General features: G+C 30.8%; 25 protein-coding genes, 2 tRNA genes and 3 pseudogenes. 20 read left to right on the forward strand and 10 right to left on the reverse strand.

All coding sequences use genetic code 11. From position 1 onward, the window contains the following. The first annotated feature begins 110 nt into the window (after positions 1 to 110). Positions 111 to 500: a rhodanese-like domain-containing protein gene (locus tag CHHT_RS04030; RefSeq protein WP_034961478.1), complete on the forward strand. Its 390-nt coding sequence runs from the start codon at positions 111 to 113 to the stop codon at positions 498 to 500. A 71-nt stretch (positions 501 to 571) separates the two neighbouring features. Here CHHT_RS04030 and sdhE read toward each other — a convergent pair. The 4 genes and pseudogenes from sdhE to htpG form a co-directional block, all read right to left on the reverse strand. Continuing rightward, a pseudogene (gene sdhE, locus CHHT_RS04035) lies at positions 572 to 1,425 on the reverse strand (8-methylmenaquinol:fumarate reductase membrane anchor subunit). 2 nt (positions 1,426 to 1,427) lie between these two features. Continuing rightward, a pseudogene (locus CHHT_RS04040) lies at positions 1,428 to 2,387 on the reverse strand (succinate dehydrogenase/fumarate reductase iron-sulfur subunit). Then, a pseudogene (gene sdhA, locus CHHT_RS04045) lies at positions 2,384 to 4,187 on the reverse strand (8-methylmenaquinol:fumarate reductase flavoprotein subunit). Before sdhA ends, CHHT_RS04040 begins: the two co-directional pseudogenes overlap by 4 nt. Positions 4,188 to 4,664: 477 nt before the next feature. Then, positions 4,665 to 6,512, reverse strand: coding sequence for a molecular chaperone HtpG (gene htpG / locus CHHT_RS04050; protein WP_034961477.1), 1,848 nt, complete (start codon positions 6,510 to 6,512; stop codon positions 4,665 to 4,667). A 577-nt stretch (positions 6,513 to 7,089) separates the two neighbouring features. Here htpG and CHHT_RS04055 point away from each other — a divergent pair. Next, positions 7,090 to 7,335: a ribbon-helix-helix domain-containing protein gene (locus tag CHHT_RS04055; protein ID WP_034961476.1), complete on the forward strand. Its 246-nt coding sequence runs from the start codon at positions 7,090 to 7,092 to the stop codon at positions 7,333 to 7,335. Continuing rightward, positions 7,335 to 7,613, forward strand: a complete 279-nt coding sequence (locus CHHT_RS04060) for a type II toxin-antitoxin system YafQ family toxin (protein ID WP_034961474.1) — start codon at positions 7,335 to 7,337, stop codon at positions 7,611 to 7,613. Before CHHT_RS04055 ends, CHHT_RS04060 begins: the two co-directional genes overlap by 1 nt. On the opposite strand, the gene CHHT_RS04065 is transcribed toward CHHT_RS04060, so the two are convergent. Continuing rightward, positions 7,614 to 8,117: a restriction endonuclease gene (locus CHHT_RS04065; protein WP_051663697.1), complete on the reverse strand. Its 504-nt coding sequence runs from the start codon at positions 8,115 to 8,117 to the stop codon at positions 7,614 to 7,616. Further along, positions 8,118 to 8,351, reverse strand: a complete 234-nt coding sequence (locus tag CHHT_RS04070) for a hypothetical protein (protein ID WP_034961472.1) — start codon at positions 8,349 to 8,351, stop codon at positions 8,118 to 8,120. A 308-nt stretch (positions 8,352 to 8,659) separates the two neighbouring features. Between CHHT_RS04070 and CHHT_RS04075 the strand changes: the two genes are divergently transcribed. From CHHT_RS04075 to CHHT_RS04110, 9 genes are all read left to right on the forward strand, one after another. Further along, the gene (locus CHHT_RS04075; RefSeq protein ID WP_034961470.1) at positions 8,660 to 9,061 is read left to right on the forward strand and encodes a hypothetical protein; all 402 of its coding nucleotides are present in this window, start codon (positions 8,660 to 8,662) and stop codon (positions 9,059 to 9,061) included. Between the two features lie 70 nt (positions 9,062 to 9,131). Continuing rightward, a complete protein-coding gene (locus tag CHHT_RS04080) occupies positions 9,132 to 9,344 on the forward strand; it encodes a hypothetical protein (RefSeq protein WP_034961468.1) in 213 nt (70 codons plus the stop codon). Positions 9,345 to 9,588: 244 nt separating this feature from the next. After that, the gene (locus CHHT_RS09135) at positions 9,589 to 9,717 is read left to right on the forward strand and encodes a hypothetical protein (RefSeq protein ID WP_255199062.1); all 129 of its coding nucleotides are present in this window, start codon (positions 9,589 to 9,591) and stop codon (positions 9,715 to 9,717) included. 131 nt (positions 9,718 to 9,848) lie between these two features. Beyond that, complete coding sequence (locus CHHT_RS04085; RefSeq protein WP_141079404.1) at positions 9,849 to 11,210, forward strand: hypothetical protein; 1,362 nt, start codon at positions 9,849 to 9,851, stop codon at positions 11,208 to 11,210. Positions 11,211 to 11,219: 9 nt separating this feature from the next. After that, the gene (locus tag CHHT_RS04090) at positions 11,220 to 11,633 is read left to right on the forward strand and encodes a hypothetical protein (protein ID WP_034961463.1); all 414 of its coding nucleotides are present in this window, start codon (positions 11,220 to 11,222) and stop codon (positions 11,631 to 11,633) included. Positions 11,634 to 11,641: 8 nt separating this feature from the next. Then, entirely contained in the window at positions 11,642 to 12,781 is a 1,140-nt protein-coding gene (locus CHHT_RS04095; RefSeq protein WP_034961461.1) for a zonular occludens toxin domain-containing protein, read from the forward strand. Continuing rightward, on the forward strand, positions 12,714 to 13,880 hold the full coding sequence (locus tag CHHT_RS04100) for a type II secretion system protein GspD (RefSeq protein ID WP_034961458.1): 1,167 nt from the start codon (positions 12,714 to 12,716) through the stop codon (positions 13,878 to 13,880). The genes CHHT_RS04095 and CHHT_RS04100 overlap by 68 nt, the downstream gene beginning before the upstream one ends. Position 13,881: 1 nt before the next feature. Continuing rightward, entirely contained in the window at positions 13,882 to 15,357 is a 1,476-nt protein-coding gene (locus tag CHHT_RS04105; RefSeq protein ID WP_115608577.1) for a replication endonuclease, read from the forward strand. After that, on the forward strand, positions 15,347 to 16,216 hold the full coding sequence (locus CHHT_RS04110; RefSeq protein ID WP_034961573.1) for a tyrosine-type recombinase/integrase: 870 nt from the start codon (positions 15,347 to 15,349) through the stop codon (positions 16,214 to 16,216). Before CHHT_RS04105 ends, CHHT_RS04110 begins: the two co-directional genes overlap by 11 nt. Before the next feature lie 60 nt (positions 16,217 to 16,276). On the opposite strand, the gene CHHT_RS04115 is transcribed toward CHHT_RS04110, so the two are convergent. From CHHT_RS04115 to CHHT_RS04130, 4 genes are all read right to left on the reverse strand, one after another. Further along, positions 16,277 to 16,351 (reverse strand) — tRNA-Met (locus tag CHHT_RS04115). A gap of 16 nt (positions 16,352 to 16,367) precedes the next feature. Then, a tRNA-Gln gene (locus tag CHHT_RS04120) sits at positions 16,368 to 16,442 on the reverse strand. Positions 16,443 to 17,201: 759 nt separating this feature from the next. Then, positions 17,202 to 17,822 (reverse strand): TonB-dependent receptor, encoded by a 621-nt coding sequence (locus tag CHHT_RS04125; RefSeq protein WP_034961454.1) that lies wholly within the window; start codon positions 17,820 to 17,822, stop codon positions 17,202 to 17,204. Between the two features lie 115 nt (positions 17,823 to 17,937). After that, on the reverse strand, positions 17,938 to 19,161 hold the full coding sequence (locus CHHT_RS04130; protein WP_074898764.1) for a glutamate-5-semialdehyde dehydrogenase: 1,224 nt from the start codon (positions 19,159 to 19,161) through the stop codon (positions 17,938 to 17,940). A gap of 79 nt (positions 19,162 to 19,240) precedes the next feature. Between CHHT_RS04130 and CHHT_RS04135 the strand changes: the two genes are divergently transcribed. Genes CHHT_RS04135 through CHHT_RS04170 form a run of 8 tightly spaced genes read left to right on the forward strand, consistent with a single transcriptional unit; the run spans position 19,241 to position 26,458 of the window. Continuing rightward, positions 19,241 to 20,191 (forward strand): NAD(P)-binding domain-containing protein, encoded by a 951-nt coding sequence (locus CHHT_RS04135; RefSeq protein ID WP_034961452.1) that lies wholly within the window; start codon positions 19,241 to 19,243, stop codon positions 20,189 to 20,191. Positions 20,192 to 20,200: 9 nt separating this feature from the next. Then, entirely contained in the window at positions 20,201 to 22,120 is a 1,920-nt protein-coding gene (locus CHHT_RS04140; RefSeq protein WP_034961450.1) for a hypothetical protein, read from the forward strand. Beyond that, positions 22,117 to 22,815, forward strand: a complete 699-nt coding sequence (locus CHHT_RS04145; protein ID WP_034961447.1) for a tRNA1(Val) (adenine(37)-N6)-methyltransferase — start codon at positions 22,117 to 22,119, stop codon at positions 22,813 to 22,815. Before CHHT_RS04140 ends, CHHT_RS04145 begins: the two co-directional genes overlap by 4 nt. Beyond that, positions 22,806 to 23,192, forward strand: coding sequence for a YkgJ family cysteine cluster protein (locus tag CHHT_RS04150; protein ID WP_034961445.1), 387 nt, complete (start codon positions 22,806 to 22,808; stop codon positions 23,190 to 23,192). The genes CHHT_RS04145 and CHHT_RS04150 overlap by 10 nt, the downstream gene beginning before the upstream one ends. Beyond that, on the forward strand, positions 23,165 to 24,457 hold the full coding sequence (locus CHHT_RS04155; RefSeq protein WP_034961442.1) for a tetratricopeptide repeat protein: 1,293 nt from the start codon (positions 23,165 to 23,167) through the stop codon (positions 24,455 to 24,457). Before CHHT_RS04150 ends, CHHT_RS04155 begins: the two co-directional genes overlap by 28 nt. Next, the gene (gene trpC / locus CHHT_RS04160) at positions 24,454 to 25,236 is read left to right on the forward strand and encodes an indole-3-glycerol phosphate synthase TrpC (RefSeq protein ID WP_034961439.1); all 783 of its coding nucleotides are present in this window, start codon (positions 24,454 to 24,456) and stop codon (positions 25,234 to 25,236) included. Before CHHT_RS04155 ends, trpC begins: the two co-directional genes overlap by 4 nt. Then, entirely contained in the window at positions 25,233 to 25,721 is a 489-nt protein-coding gene (locus CHHT_RS04165) for an HIT family protein (RefSeq protein WP_034961437.1), read from the forward strand. The genes trpC and CHHT_RS04165 overlap by 4 nt, the downstream gene beginning before the upstream one ends. After that, on the forward strand, positions 25,718 to 26,458 hold the full coding sequence (locus CHHT_RS04170; RefSeq protein WP_034961435.1) for a YaaA family protein: 741 nt from the start codon (positions 25,718 to 25,720) through the stop codon (positions 26,456 to 26,458). The genes CHHT_RS04165 and CHHT_RS04170 overlap by 4 nt, the downstream gene beginning before the upstream one ends. The last annotated feature ends 140 nt before the right edge of the window (positions 26,459 to 26,598 follow it).

Genomic DNA, 26,598 nt, shown 5'->3' on the forward strand with positions numbered 1-26,598 from the left:
CTTAATCTTCTAAATTTATCTGCAGTGTAAATTTAAATAAGCTTTAATGATAATGTAAACGCTTATTTGCTAATCTTACAAACATTTTATTTAATGAAAAGGAAAATAGCATGAAAAAAGTTTTATTGATTTTGACTGTATTGTGTGTGCAGATGTTTGCTAAATTTGAAACCATAGAAGTGGATCAAAATACTATAAATGATCAAAATATACAGATCATAGATGTCAGAACGCCTGCTGAATGGGAACAAACCGGTGTTTTAAACGGCGCCATTTTGGTGACTTATAGAAATAGTGATGGTAGTATAAATCCAAATTTTGTGAATAAAGTAAAAAGCAAAATAGACCCAAATAAAAAAGTTGCAGTTATCTGTAGAAGTGGCGCAAGAAGCAAGGCAGCTTCAACTTTACTAGATGAAAACGGAGTCGATGGCGTGATAAATCTGGGCGGTGGAATGAATAAAGTTTTAGATAAAAAACTTCCAACCGTAAAACCGTAATCAAATTTAGCAAAAAAAAAACGATATAAATTTATATTTCTGGTATGGACTTATATCCATACCAGATAAATTTATACTATTTGCATAGCATCTATGACATTGTGTGTAAAACCAAGCTCTTCTTTTGAAAGACCTAGTGCTAGACCTACTAGCTGCGAAAGATGCAAGATAGGCACTCTTGCTTTTGAGTTGGTGTATCCTTGAGCTCCATCTTGATAGATATCAAGTTGCATTTGACAAAGAGGGCATGGCGTAACTATACAATCTGCGTCATTTTCATCTGCGTCATTCACTATTTGGCTAGTCATCTTTTTTACTGATGTTTTGGCTGGATAAGTAGCGTGAAATCCGCAGCACTCAAGCCTTTTTTTAAATGGTACTACGGTTGCCCCAAGAGCCGTAATGACGCTTTCAAAGCTTTTTGGATTTACCGAGCTTTCAAATCCTAATACGGACTGTGGTCTGACACTATGACATCTATAAAATGCCGCGACCTTTAGCCCTTTTAGTGGTCTTTTAACTTTTAGTTTTATGATGTTTACATTTTTAGCTAAAACCCAAAGAAGGCTTGTTATATCAGCGCTTCTGTTATATTTCATATTTCCTTGTGCTAAAAACGTGTTGATTTCGTCTTTTTTACCTTTATCAAGAGCGTTTTTGGCTGTTGTTAATACTAATAAACATGTGCTACAAGTTGTTAAAATAAGCATTTGCATTTGTTCGGCAAGTGCTATATTTCTTGCGTTTGCCACTAGTGTGGCTACTGGATTGACATCCTGGGCTTGAGTAGCCCCACAGCAACTCCAACCTTTTATCTCATGGAGTTTGATACCTAAGATAGGCGCGATAGCCTCAAGCGAGATCTTTGCCTCTTTTGCTGCTTGAGATAAAACACATCCCGAAAAAAAGCAAATTCATTTTGCAGGACTACTCCTTATTTGCAGCTTGTGCTGCTTTTATCATTTTTACTAGATCTTTATGTCCTTCTATCTCTTTTTCGCCAAAGATGTGTAAAGGATTTAATTTTCCAGATCTTCAAAGAGTGATGGCAAGTCCAGTTTTGGTTATAGTTGCTGCACCTTCGCTTTTAAGCGCTAAAAGTACTTCGTTTAATCTACCTGATCCATCAACTAAATCAGTATAAAACGCCTTAGCATGAGCAGGTCCTACACCGCTAGTTAGTCCTTTTTTTATAGCTTTTATTCTTAAGGATGCGATGTTTTCAGTGGCATTTATCCCTTTTGGACAGCGATCTATACACTCTTGACAATGTACGCAGTTCCATAGCCCTCCCATTACTGAAGCTTTAGTATGAAGCATATCGTTTTTATTTCTTGAGTCAAATGCCGCTCTAAAGGCATGCACAAATACAAACGGTTCCATATAATCACTATTATCAGCTGATAATTTATTGCACTCAGACGCGCAACATCCGCACAATATACAATCCCATTCTTTTACTATTTTATCGAACTCAGCTTGAGTTTGGACGCAGCCTTTTTTAGGTGAAAATTCATCTTTTGGTACTATAGCTGGATGAATTTTCTTTAAGCTTTCAACTGATGGTTCCCAATCAACTACAAGATCTGAGATAACTCTAAAATTTGCTATAGGGGCGATATTTAATATATCTGGATCATCATACGTTCCAAGTAGATCTTTCATTTTTGTATCGCATGCTAAAACGGCGTGTCCGTTTACTCTGACTGCGCACGCTCCGCATATAGCAGATCTGCAAGACGCGGTAAAGTTTAATGTAGTATCCTTAGTTTGCTTGATAAAAAGTAATGTATAAAGTAAAGTTTTATTTATGATATCTTCTTTTTTAATATCATAATCTTGTTTGTAATGTTCTTTTCCATCAAATCTCTCTATAACTATTTTCATTGTGGTTTCCTTCCATCAAGTGAGAATTTAGTAACTATAACGTCTTTATAGCTAAGCTCTAGTTTGTTGTCTTTTAAAGTCACTATGCTATGTTTTAAGAAATTTACATCATCACGCTTTGGATAGTCTTCTCTAGTATGAGCGCCGCGACTCTCAAGCCTATTTCTTGCGGCTAGACATGCACACTTAGATAGAAGTATCAAGTTTCCAAGTTCGTAATAATCAGTAAATGCAGTATTCATTACTAAATTTGGATTTGGAACGTAAAGTTTGTTATAACGCTCCTCAATGTCATCAAGTGCTACTGCTAGGGCGTCTAATTGCTTTTGGGTTCTAAATATGCCCATATTATCCCAGTTTTGCCTACCTAACTCCTCTCTAAGATCGTATATTTCGTTTGCCTTACCGCCACCGTTTGTAACTTTTTTAAATTTAATTTGCCATTTCTGTGCTAATTTGGCTGTTATCTCACCGTTACCAAACTCAGCTGTTTTAGCGTAATTTGCAGCGCCGATACCAGCAAGCTTTCCTGTTATGACTGCATCAGTTAGTGAGTTTCCTCCTAAGCGATTTGCACCGTGTATAGAGATGCAAGATGCTTCTCCTCCGACATAAATACCTAGAATTTTAGTACTCATATCATCAAATTTATCAACTTCTATACCGCCCATAGAGTAGTGGGCAGTCGGGCGAATGGGTACAGGTTGCTCGACTAAGTCTATATTTTCAAAAAGTAGTGCGGTGTGGCGAATCTAACATCTATAAGCACGTATGCTCCAAGACCTTCGCCATAGCCTCTACCTTCTCTTATCTCGGTTTCGATTGCTCTAGCAACTACGTCTCTAGGAGCTAGCTCCATTTTTTTATGATAGTTTTTCATAAAGCGCTCGCCTTTGTTGTTGATCAAATATCCACCTTCACCACGCGCTGCTTCTGTTATCAAAGTGCCGCCGTTTGCTACGCCAGTAGGATGGAACTGTATCATCTCTGGATCTTCAAAACCCAGTCCAGCTCTAAGAGCTGCTGCTACGCCATCGCCAGTAGAGATATAAGGTACGGAGGTTCTGTTGTAAAATATTCTTGTGTATCCACCACTAGCGATCACTAAAGACTTACAAAGTACGGGCGTGATATCGCCTGTTTGGATATTTCTTAGTACTACGCCTTCACATTTGCCATTATTTACACCGATATCTAGTAATTCATGATCCATTAGAAACTTGACGCCGTTACTTAGGGCGTTATCAAAACAGGCGTGCATAATGATATGGCCTGTTTTATCGGCTGAGAAATTACATCTTTTTTAGATGCACCACCCATAAATCTTTGGCTTACTTTTCTATTATCTGTTCTTGAAAATAGGGTTCCTATATAGTCCATTTCTGATATAGTTTCACTCGCTAATTTACAAAATTTAAGTGCTGCGTCTTGATCGACTAGATATGCACCTCCTTTTATAGTATCATATGCGTGAAGTTCATATGAATCCTCATCGCTAAAATCAGTAACGCCGTTTATGCCGCCTTCTGCCATACATGTTGCGTTGCGAGATGGCATCGTTTTTGTAGCTACAATGACGCTGAGATTTGGGTTTAGGTTTCTTGCGGCTACAGCAGCTCTAAGACCAGCACCTCCTGATCCGATGATCAAAATATCGCAAGACGGAAATCCTGAAGTGTTAGAATCATTTAGCATTTGGCTACTTGCTGCAGCTTTTGTCGCGCCGTCTGCAAGTGATAATGCACCTATACCTATACAGGCCGTTTGCAGAAATTCTCTCCTGCTTAGTTTTTCATTCATAAGAGATCCTTTATACTAAATGAAATTTGGTTTTAATAAAAAAATATTTATCATAGTATGTAATATAATAATTAAAATATTAAATTTAGTATTGAATATTATAGTTTTTATAAGATAAAATTATAATATTTATTTCTTAAATAACTATTAATAAAATATCAAAAGCTTAATATTTTATTAAATAATTTATTAAAATTATATTGTATTTAATATACATAATTAATATAAATATTATTTTTAGTTTATGGTCTTTTAAGATCTAAAATAAGGAGCTTTTTGTCTAAATAAAAATATTGAAATAAGACACAATATAAATATAAAAAACTGTAATATAAATAATAAAAAATAGCTATAACAATTTTAAAAAATTTAGTAAAAATTTGAAAAAGTAAAATTAAAATAAGTGTGATTTTAAGATAAATATTAGTAAAAAGAGATCGAACTTTAATAAAAGGAGAGTTAGACTCTCCTTTACGTTTATAATGCTTTTATCATTATATTTGTGAGTTTTTTGGCAAATTCGCTTGGATTATCTACTGGTATTCCTTCGCTGATTTTTGCCATATTTAGAAGTAAATTTGAGATGTCATCTACCATAAGCTCATTGTTTTCTAGCTTGGCAAATAGTTCGTGTTTAGGGTTTATCTCTAAGATAGGTTTTACTTTTGGGGCAACTTCTCCCATTTGTTTAAACATCATTTGCATAGCATAATCAGGATCGTTTTTGTCAAATATAAGACAAGCTGCCGAGTCATTTAAGCGGCTTGAAATTTTTACATCTTTGATCTCGTCTTTTAATGCTTCTTTGATTTTTACTAGTAATTTTGCGTATAGTGTATCATCTATTTTTTCATCGCTTTTTATCTCGTCGTTAATGTCTGAGTTATTTACTGGTTTTATAGGTGTTTTGTCAAATTCATATACCATAGGCATTACGATAGTGTCTATCTCTTCATCGCAGATAAGTACTTCTATACCTTTTGCTTTAAAGTTTTCAAGGAGCGGTGAGTTTCTTAACATTTTCTCGTTTTGACCGCTTATGTAATATATGGATTTTTGACCTTCTTTCATTGCTGATTTATACTCTTTTAGGCTTACTAGTCCATCTCTACTGCTTGATTTAAACAAACACAAATTTAAAAGCTCATCTTTATTTGAATTAAATCCATAAAGTCCTTCTTTTAATACCTTGCCAAAAAGCGAGTAAAATTTGACATATTTTTCTCTATCATTATTTAATGTTTTTTCAAGCTCAGATAGTATCTTTTTAACACTTTGTTCTTTTACGCTAGCTAATATCTTGTTTTCTTGTAAAATTTCACGGCTCACGTTTAATGGTAGATCTTCGACATCCATAATACCGCGGACAAATCTCAAATACGGTGGAAGCAACTCTTTTGCGTCATCTGTGATAAACACTCTTTTTACATATAGTTTTACGCCGCTTTGATAATCGACTCTAAATAGATCAAACGGTGCAACGCTTGGAATGTAAAATAGTGTAGTGTATTCTATTTTTCCTTCGGCTTTTGTATGTATGTGCATAAGTGGATCACTGCTATCATGGCTTATTTGTTTATAAAAGTCGTTGTAGTCTTGTGGTTTTAAATTTGATTTTGGCAATCTCCAAAGAGCTGAAGCTTTGTTTATTTGAGAGTATTTGTTTTCGTAGTGTCCTTCTTTTTCTCCATCTTTTGGAGCTATCCACTCTTCTTTATCCATAAAAATAGGATATGGGATATGATTTGAGTATTTTTTGATTATACTTTCTATGCGGAAAGAATCGCTAAATTCGTCATCGTTTAGGTATAGCACGATATCAGATCCTTGAGTATCTTTTGAAGATGGTTCTATTTCATAACTTTTTGCGTCGCTACTCCATTTATAAGCTTTATCGCTCAGTGCTTTGCGGCTTATCACTTCTATCTTGCTTGCTACCATAAATGCAGAGTAAAATCCGACTCCAAACTGTCCGATAAGTGAGCTGTCTTTTTTAGCATCACCGCTCATAGAGCTTAAAAAACCTTTGGTTCCGCTTCTTGCTATCGTTCCTAGATTGTTTGTAAGGTCTTCTTCATTCATACCTATACCGTTGTCGCTTATGGTAATAGTTTTTGCATTTTTATCTATTTTAAGTTCGATCTTTGGAGTATAGTTTAAACTCTTATAAGATTCGTCTGTTAAGCATAGATAATTTAATTTGTCTAAAGCATCGCTAGCATTAGATATAAGCTCTCTTAAAAAGATCTCTTTGTTTGAGTATAGCGAGTGGATCATTAAATTTAGTAGGTCATTTACTTCGGTTTGAAATTCTTTTTTTGCCATTTTTTATCTCCTTAAATTTTTAGCACATTATATCAAAGAGTGCTAATCTTGTCAAGATAAATTTAAAAAACTTGATACTATGTTTATCAACTTAGTATCAAGTTTTTTAAATAAATCAAATAACATTTTTTATAACGAATTATATTTATGCTAATCAAATATAATGTAATATCCTGTGTAGTTGGAGTATGAAAAAATGGGGTGGGCAGTTAAAAGGAACTTTTAGCCCTTAGATATATAAAAACTATTTAGTTCTTATACTTATATATGAAGCATAAGTAATCTAAGGTAACCTAAGAATGGTTAAAATAAATTTAAACAGATGTGAAGGAACTTTAGGGAAGAATAGTAATAAAGGATTATTAAGAGTTCCTTTTAAGTTCCTTTGGTTGAAACTATAGAAGCTCCAAATTTGTTTTTAGTAATTAATCAAAGTGTGATAAAATCAATGTTTGATTGGTTGAGAGAGAAGGACTTGAACCTCCGACCTTCGGGTTATGAGTTTTTTAGACGTAATAATTTTGCTTTAAGCTTTGATTTATTATACTTGTATTACAAAAAATACAAAGGATTTAAAATGACTATATCAGTAAGACTTGATGATGATTTATTTAATTCTGTCGATATGCTTTCTAAATCAACAAATAGAAGTAAATCTTTTTATATAAAAGAAGCCTTAAAAGAATATTTATCTACTTTTGATAATAGCAAATATGAATTAAATGATGATACTCTAAAATCTATCAATAATATAGAAAAAGGTGTAAATTTATCTAAAAAGTTTAATTCCGTAGATGATTTGATTAAAGATTTAAATAGCTAATGTTAGATATTTATTACGAAAATTCGTTTAAAGCGGATTATAAAAAGCTTGTTAAGCAAGGTTTTGATATTGATTTGTTATCTACAGCCATAGAATATCTTATAAATAAAATAGAATTACCTAAAAAATATAAAAATCACTCATTAACTGGTAGTTTCAAAGGCTATTTTGATTGTCATTTAAAGCCTGATTGTGTTTTGATATATAAAATAGAAAATAATACTTTATATTTAGTTCGTATTGGATCTCATTCAAATTTATTTAAATCATATAAATAACTAATTTTCTTTAATTTGTAAAAAATTACACTCTACTTTATGTTGTTGAAAGTATAATTCACATCCTTTATCCATATTTGAGTTAGAAACTATCACTCTTTTTATAATTTTATTATTTAAATATTTATTATTTTCTTTTTCATACATATGGCAATCTCCTATGAATTTTCTTATTATATCTTGCTTTAGTGGATATATTGAATTTTTGCATTGTATTAATAATACTTCTTTATCCTTATATGCTATTATATCTATCCCCATATCTTTTTTTCCTTCATTTATTCCTTTCATATATATTTTGTATCCCAATCCTTTAAAATGTCTTCCTATCTGAAATTCATATTTAATCCCTTTGTCTATATTTGCTTGTTTTAATTCTTCTATATATTTTTCTTTTTCTATTTTTTCTTGTTCTTTTTGTTTGTTTAATTTTTTTATCTCTATATAAAAATATCCACTAGTTAATATACTTCCAAGACAGAAATATATAATATATTCAACCATTTATTCTATTTCCTTTTTTAGTAGTCTTGTTTTTATATCTGATATATAAAATTCTTGTTCTTTTTCGCTTAATTTTAGAAAATATTCGTTTAATTCTTTAATTTTTGGATTTATTTCATTATTTTTTTGAAAAAATGTTTCTATTATTTTATATAAATTCTTATTGCTTTTTTCCCAGTTATACAGTGTCTTTATATCTTTACCTATATATTTTGCTACTTCTTTTTTATCCATTTTTGGAATTATTCCTTTTATTTAAGCTATATTTAATAAATTGTTTGCAATAATTCCATTAAAGGATTTGCAATAATTCCATTTACAACAAATATTATAGCCAAATTCTTGAAATTTTACATAAATTCCAAAAAAACGCAGTCAGAGTAAAGAGATGAGAGTAAGCCGTTTTTTGGTAATTTCCTTTCGCGTTTGGTTAAGCGATATTAACCAGCCCTAAGTAAGGCTTTAAACTGCTTGGGCTAGTTTTTTATCGGTAGATCTCTAGCCCTAATTTATACCGAAAAATAAATTTTAAAGGATTTACCGTGATTATTCAACAACAATACAGCATAAGTTATGAGGTAACAAAGGGTTTTGTCAAAGCTACTTCTAGCGGAAGTATGAAAAACGACAATGGTGAAGTAATAGAATATGGTCCAAGTGTTCGTATTTTTGCTACAAACATATACCAAGCTACTACTGAGAATGAAAAAACAGGCTTTGCAAATAGTTACGATAGGCAACTTTGTTTTAAAATCAATTGTGAAACTGATACCAAAGCAGGACAAATCGCAAATCTAATACAAACTTCTTTAATTTCAAATTCTCCTATTTATATTAATGGTGACATACCTATCCGTAAAAATGATGGTTCATTTGAAGTAAGCGTAATAGAAATCAAAGGCTTAGATAAAGAACTTGAAAAGTTAAAAGAAGTTAAAAAGTAAATTTCTACAAAGCCCCTTTTTAGGGGTTTGATAGAGATTTAATCTCAAATATTTTTTTAAGGAGTTTAAGATGAAAAATCTTAAAACTAAGGTAATAACAGGCGTTTTTGGTCTTATGAGTTTATCTAGCCTTGCAAGTGCTGCCGTAACAATAGATGACGCCACTGGTAAAGTTAGCGGTTCTCTTGATGTAAGTCCTTTTATGTCTGCTTTCGGTCTTGTTATTGCTGCTGTTGCTGGTATGTGGGGTGCTAAAAAAGCTCTTTCTCTTTTTGGAAGATAATTCCAAATTTCAAGCTGGAAATTCGCCCTAATTTGTTTCTCCCTGAAATAACAACTAAGGCGAATTTCAGCAGACAACCGCAGGGCGTCAGTCTTAAAAAAAGGTAAATAAAATGGATATTGATTTTACAAAACTAGCTATTTTTATAAACTCTTACTTTGGAGTTCTTATCGTTGCTTGTTTTATTGTTAAATCTACTTTATTTGCTTTTTCCGTTTTCAATAAAGAATAAAAGGCTTCAAAAATGGATATACATAATCTTACAAATTTGCCTTTAAATGAATATCATTTTCTTATGGCTCAAACTGCTATTTTATGCGGTTTTTGTGTAATGCTTGTAACCTTTTTAATAATATCAAATTTAAAGGGATAAATAATGCTTGAAATAACTAGTGTGCCAAGTTTTGATTATTTCTTTACTATTTTTATTTACTTTACTTTATCTTGCATTCCTATTTTGCTTGTTTTTACTATTTTTACAAATAAAATTATGAAGTAAATAGTATGAAGTCTATTTTTAAAATAATTATTTTCCCTTTTTTATTTGTAAATTTTGCTTATTGCGAAACTTATTTGCCTGTTGGTTCAGAACCTTCTTACACTGGTTATGAAATTCCTCTCAACACAGAAGGTGAAATCATTTCCGGTAAAAAAGGTGTATATTTTGTATTAGGTGATAAATTTTTCCCTCTCGAATCTTCTTATCCTCACGATACTTACTCTACTTACAAAGATTGTTCCTCTTTTTACTCTCGTTATTCTTCTTTAGATAGTAAAGTCGTTGTTTCCTTTTATCTAGGTTCTTCTTCTGTTATTAAGAAGTATAAAGTTGATCCTACATTCACTGATTATAACTGTAAAGGTCAATCTGTGAAAACTCCAGCCATTAAAGTTCATACTTCGTATCATAGCACTTCTGGATATTATAGCTGTCCTAATGGTGGTACTTTTGATCCTGATACTAAAACTTGTAAAATTTGCAATGAGGGTGATGAGCTTAATTCTTCTGGTATGTGTTATACTGATTGTACTAAATATGACTTTAAAAACGGAGTTATTAAGATAGGTTTTTCTGACGGGACTTGTGCTGATTGCTCTACTTCTAAAAATTATAATGATTTGTATAAGTGTCTTTGTAGTTTTTCAGGTTCTTCCTTTTCAAATAGCGGTGCTTTTGTTGGAGATAATAAAGGTTCTAATTATGCTAATTGTGATAATGGTACTCAGATAAGAACACCTGATAACGTTTTTGATGATAAACCTACAGAACCAAAAAATCCTGATAAGCCTACAGAACCAGCAAATCCTGATAAACCTATAAATCCTGGTAGTGGTTCAAGCGGTGGCGATATAACAGATCCTAAACCAGTTCCAGGCGGTAGCGGTAGCGTTACAACAGATCCGGGAGATAAACCAGACGGTTCAGATCCGAAACCAGATGATAAACCAAAAGATCCTGATAATAATAATCCTGGTGGCGGTAGTCCTTCTGCTGATGATATTCTGGGTAAACCTGTAGATTATAGTGGGACTTTAAAAGAATATAGTGATAAACTCGAAGAAATAAATAATAAATTCTCTGAAGGTATTAAAACTGTTTCTGATAGTTTACAAAGTTTTAAAGAAAATTATTTAAGTCTTATAGATGTTTTAGGTGGCGGTGTTAATTCTATAAATAAAAAAACCGTCGTAACTAGTTGTCCAAAAACTTTAGATTTAAAAATATCTAATGTTCCTAATATTAATTTTGATGTTTGTAAATTAATGGTTGATGTTAAACCTTTAACATATGCTATTTTTTTCTTATTGTTTAGCTATATGTTCTTAAGCGTTATATATAGATTTATATTGTTATTTTTCATTTAGGACTTAAACATGCTTCAAGTAATCGGATATTTGCTTGGTTTAATAGGTTTTGTTATAACATATTTATTTAATAAAATAACTTCAATTTCTGCTTTTTTAGCTGTTCTTACTATCAATGGTATTATTTTTGGCTTGTTTTTAACTTACGTTAAATTTCTTTTAGACATTATTTTATTTTTTTATCACAATGTTAATAATATTATTGATTATATTAATGAAATGATTAATAGCGGTGGAATAGTCGGTTATTTTGTTGATATATTGTCTAGCCTTGGGTTTGTAAATGCTTTTTATGATGCTTTTGTTATTTTTTCCGTTCCTTTTAATACTATGTTTTCTTTCATCGCATCAAAATATGCCGTTAGAGGACTTTTGTTTATGCGTGAAAGCATTTTATCTCTTGTTATATCAAAATTATCATAGGCTATATAATGGCTATCCACTATATAGTTGGTAATCCTGGAAGCGGTAAGAGCTATTATGGCGTTTATATTCTTTGGGATAAATTCATAAAACAAACTAAAGAGCCAAAAGGATTTTTAAAACAATTTATAAAACCAAAAGTTACTAAAACTTATGATATTGCTTATACAAATATAAATGAGTTTAAATTTGATAAATCAGATAAGATTATTCCTTTCGACTTTGAAAATATATTATCTAGTTTGACTATACTTTTTAACAGATACAAATTTGAAAAAGCTACTGATGAAGAACTTATAAAAACTGCAAAACAACTGAATTTACTAAATGCTATATTTGTTATAGATGAAATACACAACTTTTTTAATGAAAAAGAAAACGAAGTCCTTATTTGGTGGCTTACTTACCACCGCCATTTATACCAAGAATTATATTTTATCACTCAGGATCTCAGCCTTGTAAATAACGAATACAAAAGAATAGCTGAGTTTTTCTACCGTGCTGTTGATAGCTCAAAACGCTTCTTTTCAAAGAAATTTAGATATATACAATACTCAAATTACAAACTTTATCAAAAAGACATTATTAAAACTTTTCATATAGATTTTAATCAAGAAATATTTAATTTATATCATTCTGGACAAAACGGACTAGGAACAAGCTTTGTTAAAAAATACCTTTTTATCTCTCTTATAATATTTGGTTTTTGCATTGTTGCATTTGCTATTTTTGTAAACTCTATCACTCCAGATACTCCTAAAAAAGATATACAAAATTCAAATATCCAAAATACTACAGAATTGCCTATTGCTAAAAATAATACTTTTGGTCAAATTTCTAAAAAAATCAATACTTCAGAAATATTTTACTATGAGATTAATTGTATAAATTTAACTTGCTCGTTTCCAAATTCAAACGATAAATTTGATAAACGAGCTATCAAATTTCTTCTAAATCAGACTGAAATTTTGTATGAAACTAAAAAATACAATATTTCAAATGTTGAAACGTCTATCTATTTTTTAAAAGATGACGTTTTTAAAATTCTTAATATCAAATTTAATGATAAAGGAAATACCGATGAAAAAGATAATAGCCTTTTTAGTAGCTTTGGCTCTAACAATACAAGCAGATCAAATCAAAAATAACCTTCTAGAATTTGCGAATATCGTTTCTAGTTCTACACAAAGCGAAATTTTGATAAGTGGCGATATAAATCCACTCGATTTTTACTTTTTTACTCCAAAAGAAACAACTAATATCAGTTTGCAAATATTTAAAAAGATGGTCGAGCTTCAAGGATTACGCTTTTTAAAACTAGGCTCTTTTTATTACGTCGATAAGCCTATTATAATCGATGAAAACGCAACCAACAAAGAAGAAGAGCCAGAAAATCTTTATTACATAAAACTTAAAAATAATAGCCATAAGGAGATTGATGCTATGCTAAATCAATACGATAAAAACTCTACATACATAAGTCAAGATAACGCAGTCGTTTTTAAAAGCACTGATAAAATTTATTCTGAAATACTTTCATATTCAGATAATTTTGATAATAAAGTAGCAAAACAGGTTAATTTTAAAGTAACTATACTTGAAACAAATTTAAGTGATTTAAAAAGTCGTGGCACAGAGATAAATTCACTTATAAAAGGTGTTGATAGCGTAGATTTTAGGTATTTTTTTAATCTTATGACGGTTCCTTATACTCAAAATACTAATGTAACAAATAAATCAGATCAATTTTATGGTGTTTTGAATTTTCTTGATACAAATAATATCACTAAAATAAAATCCAGCCCTTTTTTAGTTGCTAAAAATAACACAGAAGTATTTTTTAGCAATGTTAAGACAATTCCATATCTTACTACTTCTACAAATATCACAAATGCTCAAACTCAGCAACAAAGCAATTATAGTTATAAAGATGTCGGCTTAAAGCTTACTTTAAAGCCTATCATTATAAATGACAACATTGACGTTGATATTCATCTAATCTTTGAAAATTTACTAAGCAATTCTGATACTTTGACACCTACTACAAGTAAAAAAGAGTTAAAATCAACTTATAAACTTAAAAAAGGCGATATCCTTGTTCTAAGTGGCATTAATCAAGAAAATGAAATTACTTATACTTCTGGCGTTCCACTATTAAAAGATATTTGGCTTTTAAAATATCTTTTTTCTACTACTAAAAAAGAATTTGTAAATTCAATACTTACTATTACAATAGAAGTTTTTTAAAATGAATAACTTAAATACTGATATAAATTTATTTAATTATGGCGCCCCAAGCGCCACAATGAGCGCGCAGGAGCCTGCGACTGCGTGCGAACAGGGGGCGCCTTGTCAATTTAATAAAAAACTCTCAGCTTTAAGTTTAAGCGTAGCGAAAAACATAAAACCATACGTTAAAATTCCTTTTGGTATATCAAAAAAAGATTTAGAATTATCAAATTTAAGATTACAAAAACAAAAAGAATGGCTTAAAAATCAAATTTATAAAATAAATAAAGAAACTGGCGAAGTAAAAACTCTTCTTGATGTTTCTATGTCTGCAAATTTAAGCCCAAAATATTACGCCGAACTTAATAACCGTGTAAATACCATTGCTGATTTTGCATTTAATAAAGGCTTAAAATCATCATTTTTAACAATAACTTTAAATGGTTGCTTTCGTGATGCCTTAAAAGGCGATTTTAGCCGTTTTACACCTAAAGATAGAAGTCTTTTAAGCGATGATTTTAAATACAAGATGATGTTTAATCCTTATTCTATCGGTATAAAAGATTTAATTGATTTATTAAATTATCAATGGAATATATTTATAAAGCGTATTCATACTAAATTTAAAGGTATTGAAAAATATTATATAAGAGCTTTTGAGCCGCATAAAAACGACGGTGTTCCGCATATACACGCTCTTATTTCTTATCCAAAATACGCACACGAATTCATATATAAAACTTTTAAAGATGTTTTTTATGCTCCACAAAATTTAAAAGTTAATTATCTCTCTAAAGAGCAGATTAAAAATGGCGAAATAAATGGCTTTCAATGGACTTTAAGTAATCCTACTGGATATGTTTTAAAATATATAAATAAAAGTTTTATTAACTTTGATAAAAATGATAAATTAGATCTTAATTCTGCTTGGTATATAAAATATAAAGTTCGCAAATTTATTAGCTCACGTCACCAAATTCCGCTTTGGATATATCGTAAAATTAACTTCTTTTTTAGGGATTTTTATAATCTTTGCACTTTGAAAGATAACCCTGATTGGGTTTGCGAGTGGAGCTATGATAAACAATATTTTCGCCTTGAAAACATACAAACTACAGAAACTATACTTTATGAAAATGGCATTATGAAACATACAATCAAAGATTATATTATACATATCTATCAAAAAGAGACTAAAGAACAAAATCCAACTCCATATAAAATTACTGATAAACCTACTATAAAAGCTAAAAAAGAGTATAAATTTATTAAACCTACAGAACTTCCAATAAAAAGAATGAAAGATTACACTCTTATTACTTATTATAAAAATCTTGATACTTTTAACTCAAATTTACAACATTTAGCTTATGTTGAAAATGAGCTTATTAAGCGTGATTTAGGATTTATCGTAGGAACAAAAGAAATTCATAATCTCAATAAGCCTGTTGTTGAGAGTTTTATTGAAAGGAATAAAAGATATTATGATTTTTAATGAAGTTTTTAATCAGTATATAAAATATTATGAGCTTCTTTTACGTCCTAGCACCTTAAGAAGCGATGTTGCTACATATAATAAACATATTAAACCAAATTTAGGATTAAGAGATGTAAGTAAAATATCTTTTTTAGATATTCAAGTGTTTTGTAATGATCTTATCAAACAAGATTATAAGATAAAAACTGTTAAAAATATACTTACAAAATTAAGGGTTATATTCAAATTTTCTATGAAACTTGAACTTATAGATAAAAATCCTTGTGATTTTGTAGAACTTCCTAAATTTGATAATAAAGTATATTTTGACTATGGTGTAAAAACTCAAAAAAGGATTATTAATGCTATTGTTAATAACATAAATCCAACTGCTGATATCTTCTTTTTCCTTTTGCATGGTAGAAGAAAAAACGAAGTTTTATCCCTTAAGTGGTCTGATTTAAATTTGAAAAATAGAACTTATAAAATACCTTGCCAAATTAATAAAGCTAAGCGTGATATGTTTTATACTATGAGTGATGAGCTTTATAACAGACTTTATAAAAGATATATTAAGGCTAAAAAGTTAAATTTACTAAATACCTATGTTTTTCTTAATCCAGATACTAATAATAAATTTGTTGATTTACGCCGTTCTTGGAATACTTTATTAAAATCTAATAATTTACCTAAAATAAGACTGCACGATATAAGACATTTAATCGCTACTTATTCTATCAATTATTTAAATTTACCGGTTGAGCAAGTAAGTTTTACTTTGGGTCATACAAATATAACTACTACGCAAAAATACATCACTACAAATATTAAAAAATCAAAAGAAACAATCGAAAATATACTAAATTCTGTAAGATAAAAAGTAAGATTATTTTAAGCTTTAAAACAATACGCTTTAAAAGATGATTTTATGCTTATTTGGTTGCGAGAGAAGGACTTGAACCTCCGACCTTCGGGTTATGAGCCCGACGAGCTACCACTGCTCTATCTCGCGACAAGAATGATTTGAGTGGATGGGGTAAGAGGATTCGAACCTCTGAATGACTGGACCAAAACCAGTTGCCTTACCGCTTGGCTATACCCCAATCTTAAAATGAGCAAGAATTATACTATATCTTTTATGTTTTGTCAAGCATTTTTATCAAAGATTGTAAAAAAACTATATAAAATTATCAAAAATTTATATAGTTGTAAAAAATAGCTTTACTGCCTCAAATAATAAGGGTAAAACTAAAAGCTATATAAAACAAAACATCTTGCTTTACTATCTTTGTCGGCATAAATTTGGTTCCGATAGCAAATAAATTTTCAAGCCTTATATTTTGACTCTCATTTTTTCGCAATCCCTACTAAAAAGCATATCAAAATAAGAATAATCAACTTAAAAATATGTCTATTATTTTTTATGTTTGCTAAAAAAATGTGATTTACTAAAAAATAAAACTTCAAATTGCTAGTCGTATTTTAGATACCTATCATAGTAGCGCTATGAGACCTAAATTTATCATTGGACAAAGTCAAAAGCCAGCCTATTTTAAAGGATTTTATCTTAAGTCAAACTTGATGAGCTGATGCAATTAAAATTTAGAAATTAAAAAATAATGGTATTGAATATAGCTTAAATATTTCAAGTCCATATCCTAAGCAAATTGTAATCAAAAAAATAGTCTTAAAATAGACTTTGTTAGCGATTATGTATATATCACAAAAAAGTTTTCTTAAAACTTAACAATAGATTTTGTGTTGATAATATTCTAATATAACAAAAAGTAAAGTAATATCAAAGTAGAACATAGGTTTTGTGAGTTTAAGCTGGATCATAGTTTTTATGATCCAGTTGGCTATTAGAATTTATAGTTATATCCTATATATAAGCCGTAGTTTGTCTCTCTAGTATCTCTCAGATCTAGACCGTCTTTAAATTTTCTATATTTGGTTCTATCTGTTTTGAAGCCAAACTCTATCTCATTATTGCTATCTATAGAATAAATACCACCTAGTTTGGCTCCTAGTATTAAGCCTTCTGAGTTGTCACTATTTTCTACATAATTTCCGTTGTCTTTATATGTGGCTTTTAGGTTTATGATAGACATACCCGTATATGCACCGATAGCCAGTTTGAAATCGTTAGTTATGGAAGGAGTATAGTCTGCACCGACTATAAGCTTATGAGTAGTCCATTTAGGAGTGACGAAGCCGTGTGTGTCATCTTGTATCGTCTCTTTGGCTTCAAAATCATAGATATATGAGCCATATACTCTATAGATATCAAAGTCATAACCTAGCTTAAGTCCGATTCCAGCTTGTCCATCTTTGACTTCAACTACTTTATCGCCAAGACCTTTTGTTTTTAGATTTGATTGAAAAGAGTAGTCGCTCTCAAAGCCTATAAACGCACCTTCTGCAAAAGTAAGGCTACAAAGCAAAGATGATACGACACTTGCTTTCAAAATAGATTTTTTCATTTTTTATCCTTTCATGTTAATTTTTGGATTTGTATTTTACTTATCAATAAGTTAATATTAGCTTAAAAAATTACTCAAATGAATAAAAATGTTAAAACTTTTTGATAAGGCAGACTTATCTTATCTGCCCATTTCCGCGGATTATATATTTATAAGTAGTGAGTTCTTTTAGTCCTACTGGGCCTCTTGCGTGTAGTTTATTTGTGCTGATCCCTATCTCTGCGCCAAACCCAAACTCGCTTCCATCGCTAAATCTTGTAGAAGCGTTCGCATAAACACAAGCACTATCTACTAGCTTTAAAAACTTTTCGCAAACGCTGTAGTTTTCACTAATGATCGCTTCGCTATGTCCTGAGCTAAATTTACTTATATGTTCTAAAGCGGTGTCTAGGTCATTTACTATTTTTAAATTTAGTTTAAAATCAAGATATTCCGTAGAATAGTTTTGTTCATTTGCGATTTTACAAGAGATTAGCTTTGCTGATTTTTCGCATCCGAAAATTTCTACGCCAAATTTATCAAGCTCAGTTTTTAAAAGTGGTAAAAAATACTCGGCTATATTTTTATGTACCAGCACGGTTTCAGCGGCGTTGCATACGCTAGGACGCGAGCATTTCGCATTTACGCAAATTTGTAAAGCTTTATTTAAGTCTGCAAATTCATCTACATAGATATGGCATAGCCCTTTATCGTGCTTTAAGACTGGTATTGTCGCATTTTGACTTACGAATTTAACTAAGCTTTCTCCGCCTCTTGGAACGATCAGATCTAAGTATTTATCCATTTTTATGAGTTCGCCTACATCGTTTCTATCAATATCAAGATAAACAACGCAGTTTTCATCTAGATCGCAGTTTTTCAAAGCCGTACTGATGGCTTTAATCAAAGCTAAATTTGTATTTCTAGCTTCTTTTCCACCTTTTAAAGCGCATCCGTTTGCGCTTTTTATACATAGAGCGGCGACTTCGGCTGTTACATTTGGTCTGGATTCATAAATAGTGCAGATATTTCCTATAGGTATACTTATCTTTTCGATATTTATACCGCTTTTTGCACACCATCCGCGTTCAACTAGCCCGATCACTTCTGGAAGACTTGCTATGTCTTTTATATTTTGAGCTAAACTAAGCACTCTAGATCTATCAAATTTAAGTCTTTCTAGTAGAGCAGGGTAGAGATTTGAAGCTAAGCTTAAGTCTATATCGTTTGCGGATTTTATATTGTCTGCTTCTAACTCTATTTGCCTAGCTATCTCTAAAATAACCGCTTTTCTTTCATTTTGTGTTAATGTACGTAATGACTTTGAAGTGTTTTTTAAATTTTTGAGTAAATTTTGCATTTATTTACCTATTCTTTAAGGAAATTTTGTTAAATTTTACAATTTATATGCTTTATAATAAATAATAACGGAGACAAATATGGAAAATGTTTATGATATCATCGTCATAGGAGGCGGACCGTGTGGTATAGCTACGATAGTCGAGGCTAAGCACAATGGTTTTAAAAACGTGTTACTTTTAGAAAAAGGTGACAATCACTCGCAAACTATTCGTAAGTTTTACAAAGACGGAAAAAGAGTTGATAAAGTCTATAAAGGCCTAGAAAGCGAAACTAAAGGAAACGTAGAGTTTTTTGATGGTACAAAAGAAAGTACTTTAAACTACTTTGATAGATTGCTTGATGATGGAAAAATAGACGCTATGTTTAATAGCGAAGTCGAAAGCGTCAAAAAAAATAACGGAGTATTTGAAGTAGCGACTTCAAAAGGAACTTTTAAAACTAAAAACGTGATGATCGGTATCGGTAAAATGGGCAAACCAAATAAACCAGAGTACAAGATCCCACCTTCGCTTACTCAAGTTGTAAATTTCAACTTAAATAGCTGTAATTGCGGTGAGAAAATTCTTGTAGTTGGCGGCGGAAACTCTGCTGCTGAGTACGCGCTGGAGCTTAGCAAATGTAACAAAGTAACTTTATGCTATAGAAAAGATAAATTTACTAGACTAAATGAGATAAACGAAGCTGGGGTTTTTGAGTATAATAAAGCTGGAAAATTAGAGCTGAAACTGGGCGTAGATATAGTAGAATTAGACAATGAGAATGGAAAAGTAAATGTTAAATTTAATAACTCTACTAATGAAATTTATGATAGAATAATCTATGCAATAGGTGGCTCAACTCCGGTTGATTTCTTACAAAAATGTGGTGTTGAGCTTAAGGATAATGAGCCTATACTTGATGAAAATTTACAAACTAAAACCCCAGGACTTTTTGTAGGTGGAGATATAGCAAGCAAAAGTGGCGGAAGTATAGTTGTAGCTTTAAACGATGCTCACACAGTGATCAGCTATATAATGAAATCAAAATAAGGCTATATGTTGGAATTTAAAAAAACTGTTATAAGAACTACGTTTTTTGCTCTGTTTTGTGTCGCCATAGTCAGTTGTGATAGTGATTCTAGTCAAAAGCAAGATACGCAAAATAGAACTTTAAACTTCTTTGATCTACCAAAAGCTGAGCAAGATTGGTATATCAAAAAAGATGAGCTTGACAAATATGGTGAGTACTTTACAGTAGATAGCTATGCTAAAAATTTCAATATAGATGATAATCAAAGCATAGAAGGAAGCATAGACGAGCTTAAAGCACAGATCCGTCTGCTAAGAGAGAAAAATAGACTTTTGTTTGAAGATAACGCTCAGTTTATGAATAAAAACTGGGCTATAATGACAAAATTAAGAGAGCAGCAAAATAGTTTTGATAATGAAAAAAAACTGATCAATGCAAAAAATTTAGAGATTATGAATGATGTTGAAAAGCAGCATTACAAAAATATCAATGATCTAACAAAAAAGATAAATGAAGTTCAAAAAGAAAATCTTTTAACCATAAAAGCTTATGAGCAAAAGATAGTTAGTCTTGAGAACCAAATCGATACTTATCAAAAAAAATTACAGCAATCCGCTCTTAATTTTGATGATAAGATAGCGACTTCTACAAAAGAAGAAAGGCTTAAAAACTCTGATTTAGCGCAAAAAAATCGTTATTTATTAGAACAGATAGAATCTCTTAAAAAATCAATGGCATTTAGCATAAATGATCTAACAAAACAGATAGAAGAAAAAAAGATACGAGAAAACGAGCTAGAACAAAGTATCTTGCAAAAAGAAGCAAAGATAAATGACCTTTTAGCGTCTCATACAAATGAAATTTTAGAGCTTCAAAAGAAAAATTCACAAGATCTAAAAGATCTTAAAAATGAGATTGTGACACAAAAAAAAGAGTATTTTGACGAGTTGAATTTAAAAAGTTCTGAGTATTTAAAACTGGCAAATGAGTATGAAAACTATAAAAAAGATAAGCAAAAAGAGTTTGCTATCTTTCAGCAAAATTTAGCAAAAACATATAAAGATGCCGAAGAAAAAAAAGTAAATGATATAAAAAATGATTTTTTAAGAGTCATAGTAGAGCAAAACGCTACTATATCGCTACTTAATGCTAGAATTTCTAGTATGGAAGCTAAATTTAGAAGCGATTTAGAAGCTAAAGATAAAGAGTACGCAAAATCTTTACAAGCATTGAAGGATAAAGCTCTATTTATAGAACAAAATGAAAACAGACTAAAAGCCGAATTTGATCAAAACGTAAGTAGTTTTAAGCAAGCTCTTAAACAAAAAGATGTGAAGATATCAGAGCTAAACGCTCAAATACAAGATCTTATAAAAAGTCAAACCGACGGTAAAATGATAAAAAATTACGAGATCTTAAACGAAGATATCACAAAACTAAAACTTGAAAATGAAAATTTAAAAAAATTCGCTGAAGAAAATTTACAAAAATCAAAAGAGCTTGTCTTGCAAAAAGACAAAGATATGAAAATGGAATTAGACAAGCTAAAAGAGCATTATGAAAGCATTATTAAGGATTTAAAAATCGGTGATTTTAATATGACTTCCACTTCGTCTTTGAACGGTAAAAAGAGTATTGATGAGATAAAATGTGAGCTTAAAGATAATGCTATGACAAAAGAATGTCAAAGCAAATTTAATGATTTGCTTAAAAAATATGGCGCTGAGGCGACTTACGAAATAATATCTCTTATCCCTGAGTTCAAATATATAGATTCTAGTCAAACAGCCTTGTTGTCGTCTATGGAGCTTAGATCTACTACTAGCATTATGAGTTTAGCAAGTGAACCATTAAAATCTAAATTTGGCTCAAAACTCAAGATAGTTTATGCTAAAGAGATCAAATTTGAAAAAAGCGGATATGGATTTTTGATCAGAGTTTATAAATGACGCTGTATCAGCTAGAAAACGGATATAGATACAATAGCGACTCTTTGTTTCTGTATGATTTTATCTCAAAGAATAGACTTTTTGGCGATCTTTTAGATGTGGGATGTGGCTCTGGGATACTTGGGCTTTTGTTAAAACGAGATTTTTCTGATCTAAGCCTAACTAGCTTGGATATTCAAGAGATAAATCGCGATATTACGAAATTTAATGCAGATGAAAACGGACTAAAAGTTAGCGCTATTTGTGAGGATATTTCTAAATTTAAAAGCGAAAATAAGTTTGATTTTATAGTTTCAAACCCACCTTTTTATATAGATGAAGTCACAAAAAGTGGTAATGAGCATATAAATATCAGTAGATACAGTGGAAATCTTAAATTTGATGATTTGTTAAAAAGCGTAAATTCTCTCTTAAAGCCACGCGGAGTTTTTTATTTTTGTTATGACGCAAGGAGGCTTGGCGAAGTCGTGAGTGGGCTTGCTGGCTTTAAACTAAATCTTACTAGATTTAGATTGGTATATTCTAAAATATCAAAAGAGTCTAAGCTAGCGCTTTTTGAAGCTAAAAAAAGCTCGAAATCAATGACTAAGATAGAGCCGCCTTTGATAGTGTTTGACGAGTTTGGATATAGCAAAGAAGCAAAAACGGTATTTGATAAAGCTAACACTCAAAGTAGGATTTTTGTATGCAAATAAACATAGAGAAAAAAGACGGTTTTAAGTATGAATTTGATCCATCATTTTGTCAGATATGCGGTGGAAAATGCTGCACTGGAGAGAGTGGATATATATGGATAAGCAAGGATGAGATATCTAAGATAGCGGCTTTTTTCGGAATGAGCGATGATGAATTTAAAAAAATATTTTGTTATAATGCCCACAATCGCTATAGTTTAAAGGAAAAAGAGTATAATAACGGCTATGCTTGCATCTTTTTTGATGAAACTCACAAAAATTGCGGAATTTATGAGCTTAGACCTAAGCAGTGTCTGACATTTCCATTTTGGGACTATTTTAAGAAAAACTTTAAAGAATTGGAGAAAGAATGTATTGGTGTAAAGCAATTGCAGTAATTGCTCTATTTTTAGCCGGTTGCTCTAATAAAGCTGCCATAAACATAAATAAAGTACAAATTTATAATAACGTAGATGTAAATACTACTGTTTATCTCGAAACATTCAATGCATTTTATTTAGTTGGTGATGAACAAAATGCGAGTGCGATAAGAAAATTCTATGAAATTTATAAGATAACAAATGATATAAGCTATCTAAAAGAGGCTTTAAAGCTTGCATTTGTCACAAAAGATGAGATGTTAGATAAGCTTATGAACGAAGCAAAGATTTACATAAACGATGATCTTGATATATTAAGAATGCAAATAGGATATTTTGTATCGACTTACGATATAAACTCTGCAAAGTCTTTGGCAAATGAACTGATCAAAAAAGATGGAAAAAATGCTACGAATTATGCTATTTTAGGTGGAGTTTATATCTTTTCAGATGAGCCTAAAAAGGCTTTAAATGCATTTAAAAAAGCGTATGAATTAGACGCAAGCGAAAATAATCTTCTGAAATTAGTAGATGTATTAGAAAATAAATTTGATAATGCAAAAGTAGCTATAAAGTATTTAGAAGACTGGATATATGAAAATGGATGCTCAAAGCCAGCTTGCTTTACGCTTTTAAATTTATATTCATCTAGCGGCGAACTTGATTCCATGGTGGAACTTTATGAAGAGCTTTATAAGGCTTTTAGAGAAGTTGAATTCTTAGAAAAAGAGCTTGAAATTTTGGTTTATAAAAAAGATTTTATAAATGCAAAAAGGATTTTAGAAGAGTACGGTTTTAATAATTTGGCTCTAATAGAAATTTACTCACATTTGAGTGAGTTTGAGCATGCTTATGCCTTATCTCAAAAGATATATCAAGAGACGAAAAATCCCGAGTTTTTAGCTAAAATGGCGGTGTATAAATACGAAAAAAACGGTAAAAATACCGGTAAATTTGAACTTTCTATGGTAGCTAGGCTTTTTGAAGAATCCGTGTATGTTCTAAACAGTGGTGTATATTATAATTATTACGGGTACTTGCTTATAGATCATGATATGGATATAAAAAAAGGTTTGGAGCTTGTAAAAAAAGCTTATGAATTAGAGCCAAATTCGCCTTATATCATTGATTCTATCGCGTGGGGATATTACAAGCTAGGTAATTGCACTGAGGCTAAGATCTGGCTAGATAAGATCAGAGATGATACTAAATTTATGAATACCAAAGAGGCAAAAGATCATAAAATAGCCATAGATAAATGCTATAAAAAAGGAAAACGATGATTTTAGATGAGATTATTTCTAAGACAAAAGAGAATTTAACTATATACAAAGCCAAATTTCCATTTGAGCTCTTAGAAAAAGGGATGATCTCATCGTTTAAACCAAGGGACGTTAAACCGTTTCTAAGCGGGAAAAATGGCTGCGCAAATATCATAGCTGAGATCAAAAAAGCAAGCCCTAGTAAAGGAGTTATAAAAGCTGATTTTGACCCTTTATCTATAGCGCTCGAGTATGAAAAAGCTGGAGTTAGTGCGTTTTCTATCTTGACTGAGCCGTTATATTTTTTAGGAGATTTAGAGTATCTAACGCTTATTAGGAGATTTACCAATACTGTGATTCTTAGGAAAGATTTTATAATAGATATATATCAAATAGCCCAAGCTAGGGTTTATGGAGCTGATTTTATCTTGCTTATAGCAAAAGCTTTGGATAAATTTAAATTAAAAGAATTATTTGATTACGCGCGTCATCTTGATCTTGAAGTTTTGGTCGAAATACACGATGAAGACGATCTTCATAAAGCTTTATTTGCAGGTGCAAATATCATAGGTATAAATCATAGAAATTTAAAAGATTTTACGATGGATATGTCTCTTGGCAAGAAGCTAATCCCACTTATCCCAAAAGATAAGATCATAGTAGCAGAAAGTGGGCTTAGAACACACACGGATATTGTAAATTTAGAGAGTTTAGGTGTCAATGCTTTCTTGATAGGTGAGCATTTTATGAGGCAAGCAGATATTTATGCAGCAGTAAAGACTATAAGGGGTGAAAAATGAAACATGAGTTTGCACCTTGGAGAAGTGAGTATTTCAAAAATAAGCAAGAGGGTTGTGCTTTTTGTGACATAGTAAGTAATGATAACAAAGATGATGAGAATTTTGTTATTTTTAGAGCTAAACACTGCTTTGGCGTCATGAACCGCTATCCTTATACTTTAGGCGAGTTTATGGTCATCCCGTATGAGCATATCGACAACGTAGAGACGCTAGATGATGAGACGTGGCACGAAATGAGCCATTTTGTTAAAATCGGTGTTGGTATATTGAAAAAATACTTAAACGCTAATGGCGTAAATATAGGTATGAATTTAGGTGCCGCTGCTGGAGCTGGAATCGCAGAACATATACATTATCATCTTGTTCCTAGGTGGAACAGAGATACGAATTTCATAACTACTATCGGTCATACTAGGATCCATGGAGTTCCGTTTTATGAACAATATCAAACTTTAAAAGAGGCGTTCAAAGAGATAATAAAATGAAAATTTTATTTTCGCCAAGTGAGTCTAAAACACCCGGCGGTGAGCTTAAAAATTTAGACGATAAAGCGTTTTTATTTTCAAATTTATACGATAAAAGACTTTATGCTTTAAATTTATACAATGAGTTTATAAAGACTGCTTCAAAAGATGAAGTGTCAAAACTTTTTGGGCTTAAAAAAGATTTTGATATCCAAAAATACACCGAAGATATATTTTTAAAACCTGTAATGAAAGCAGTTTTAAGATATGATGGCGTGGCGTACGACTATCTAAAATACAGAAGTTTAACTCAAATCTCAAAAGAATTTATAGATGAAAATGTTATTATATTTTCAAATTTATACGGTCCTCTTTTGGCTAAAGATGAAGTCGTGGATTACAAGCTAAAACAAGGAGAAAATATCCCCGGTTTTATTTTTGATAAATTTTATAAAGACAATTTTAGTCTAGCTTTAGATGAATATTTACAAGACGAGGATATTTTGGATTTAAGGGCAGGCTTCTATGATAAATTTTATGAGATAAAAAAGCCGTATCTAACGCTTAAATTTAAAAAAGACGGTAAAGTTGTAAGCCACTGGGCAAAAGCGTATAGAGGTATAGTTTTAAGAAGTGTTGCGTTAAATTCTGTTTTAACCATCAAGGATTTTTATGATCTTAACATTGATGGCTTAAAAGTTTGCAATATTATAAGAAAAGGCTTAAAGAGCGAAATTGTATTTGATATTACTATATAAATTTAGTAAATATTATAAATATCAATAGAAAATTTAAAAAAAATTATGAAAATAGGCAAAAAAAATTGCAAAAATTATTGAAAAAAATAAAAAATAATTGTAAAATGCGTTTTAAATTTATTTTTTCAGAAAGGATTATC

Source organism: Campylobacter hyointestinalis subsp. hyointestinalis (assembly GCF_013372145.1).
In the GTDB taxonomy this organism is placed as follows: Bacteria; Campylobacterota; Campylobacteria; order Campylobacterales; family Campylobacteraceae; genus Campylobacter; species Campylobacter hyointestinalis.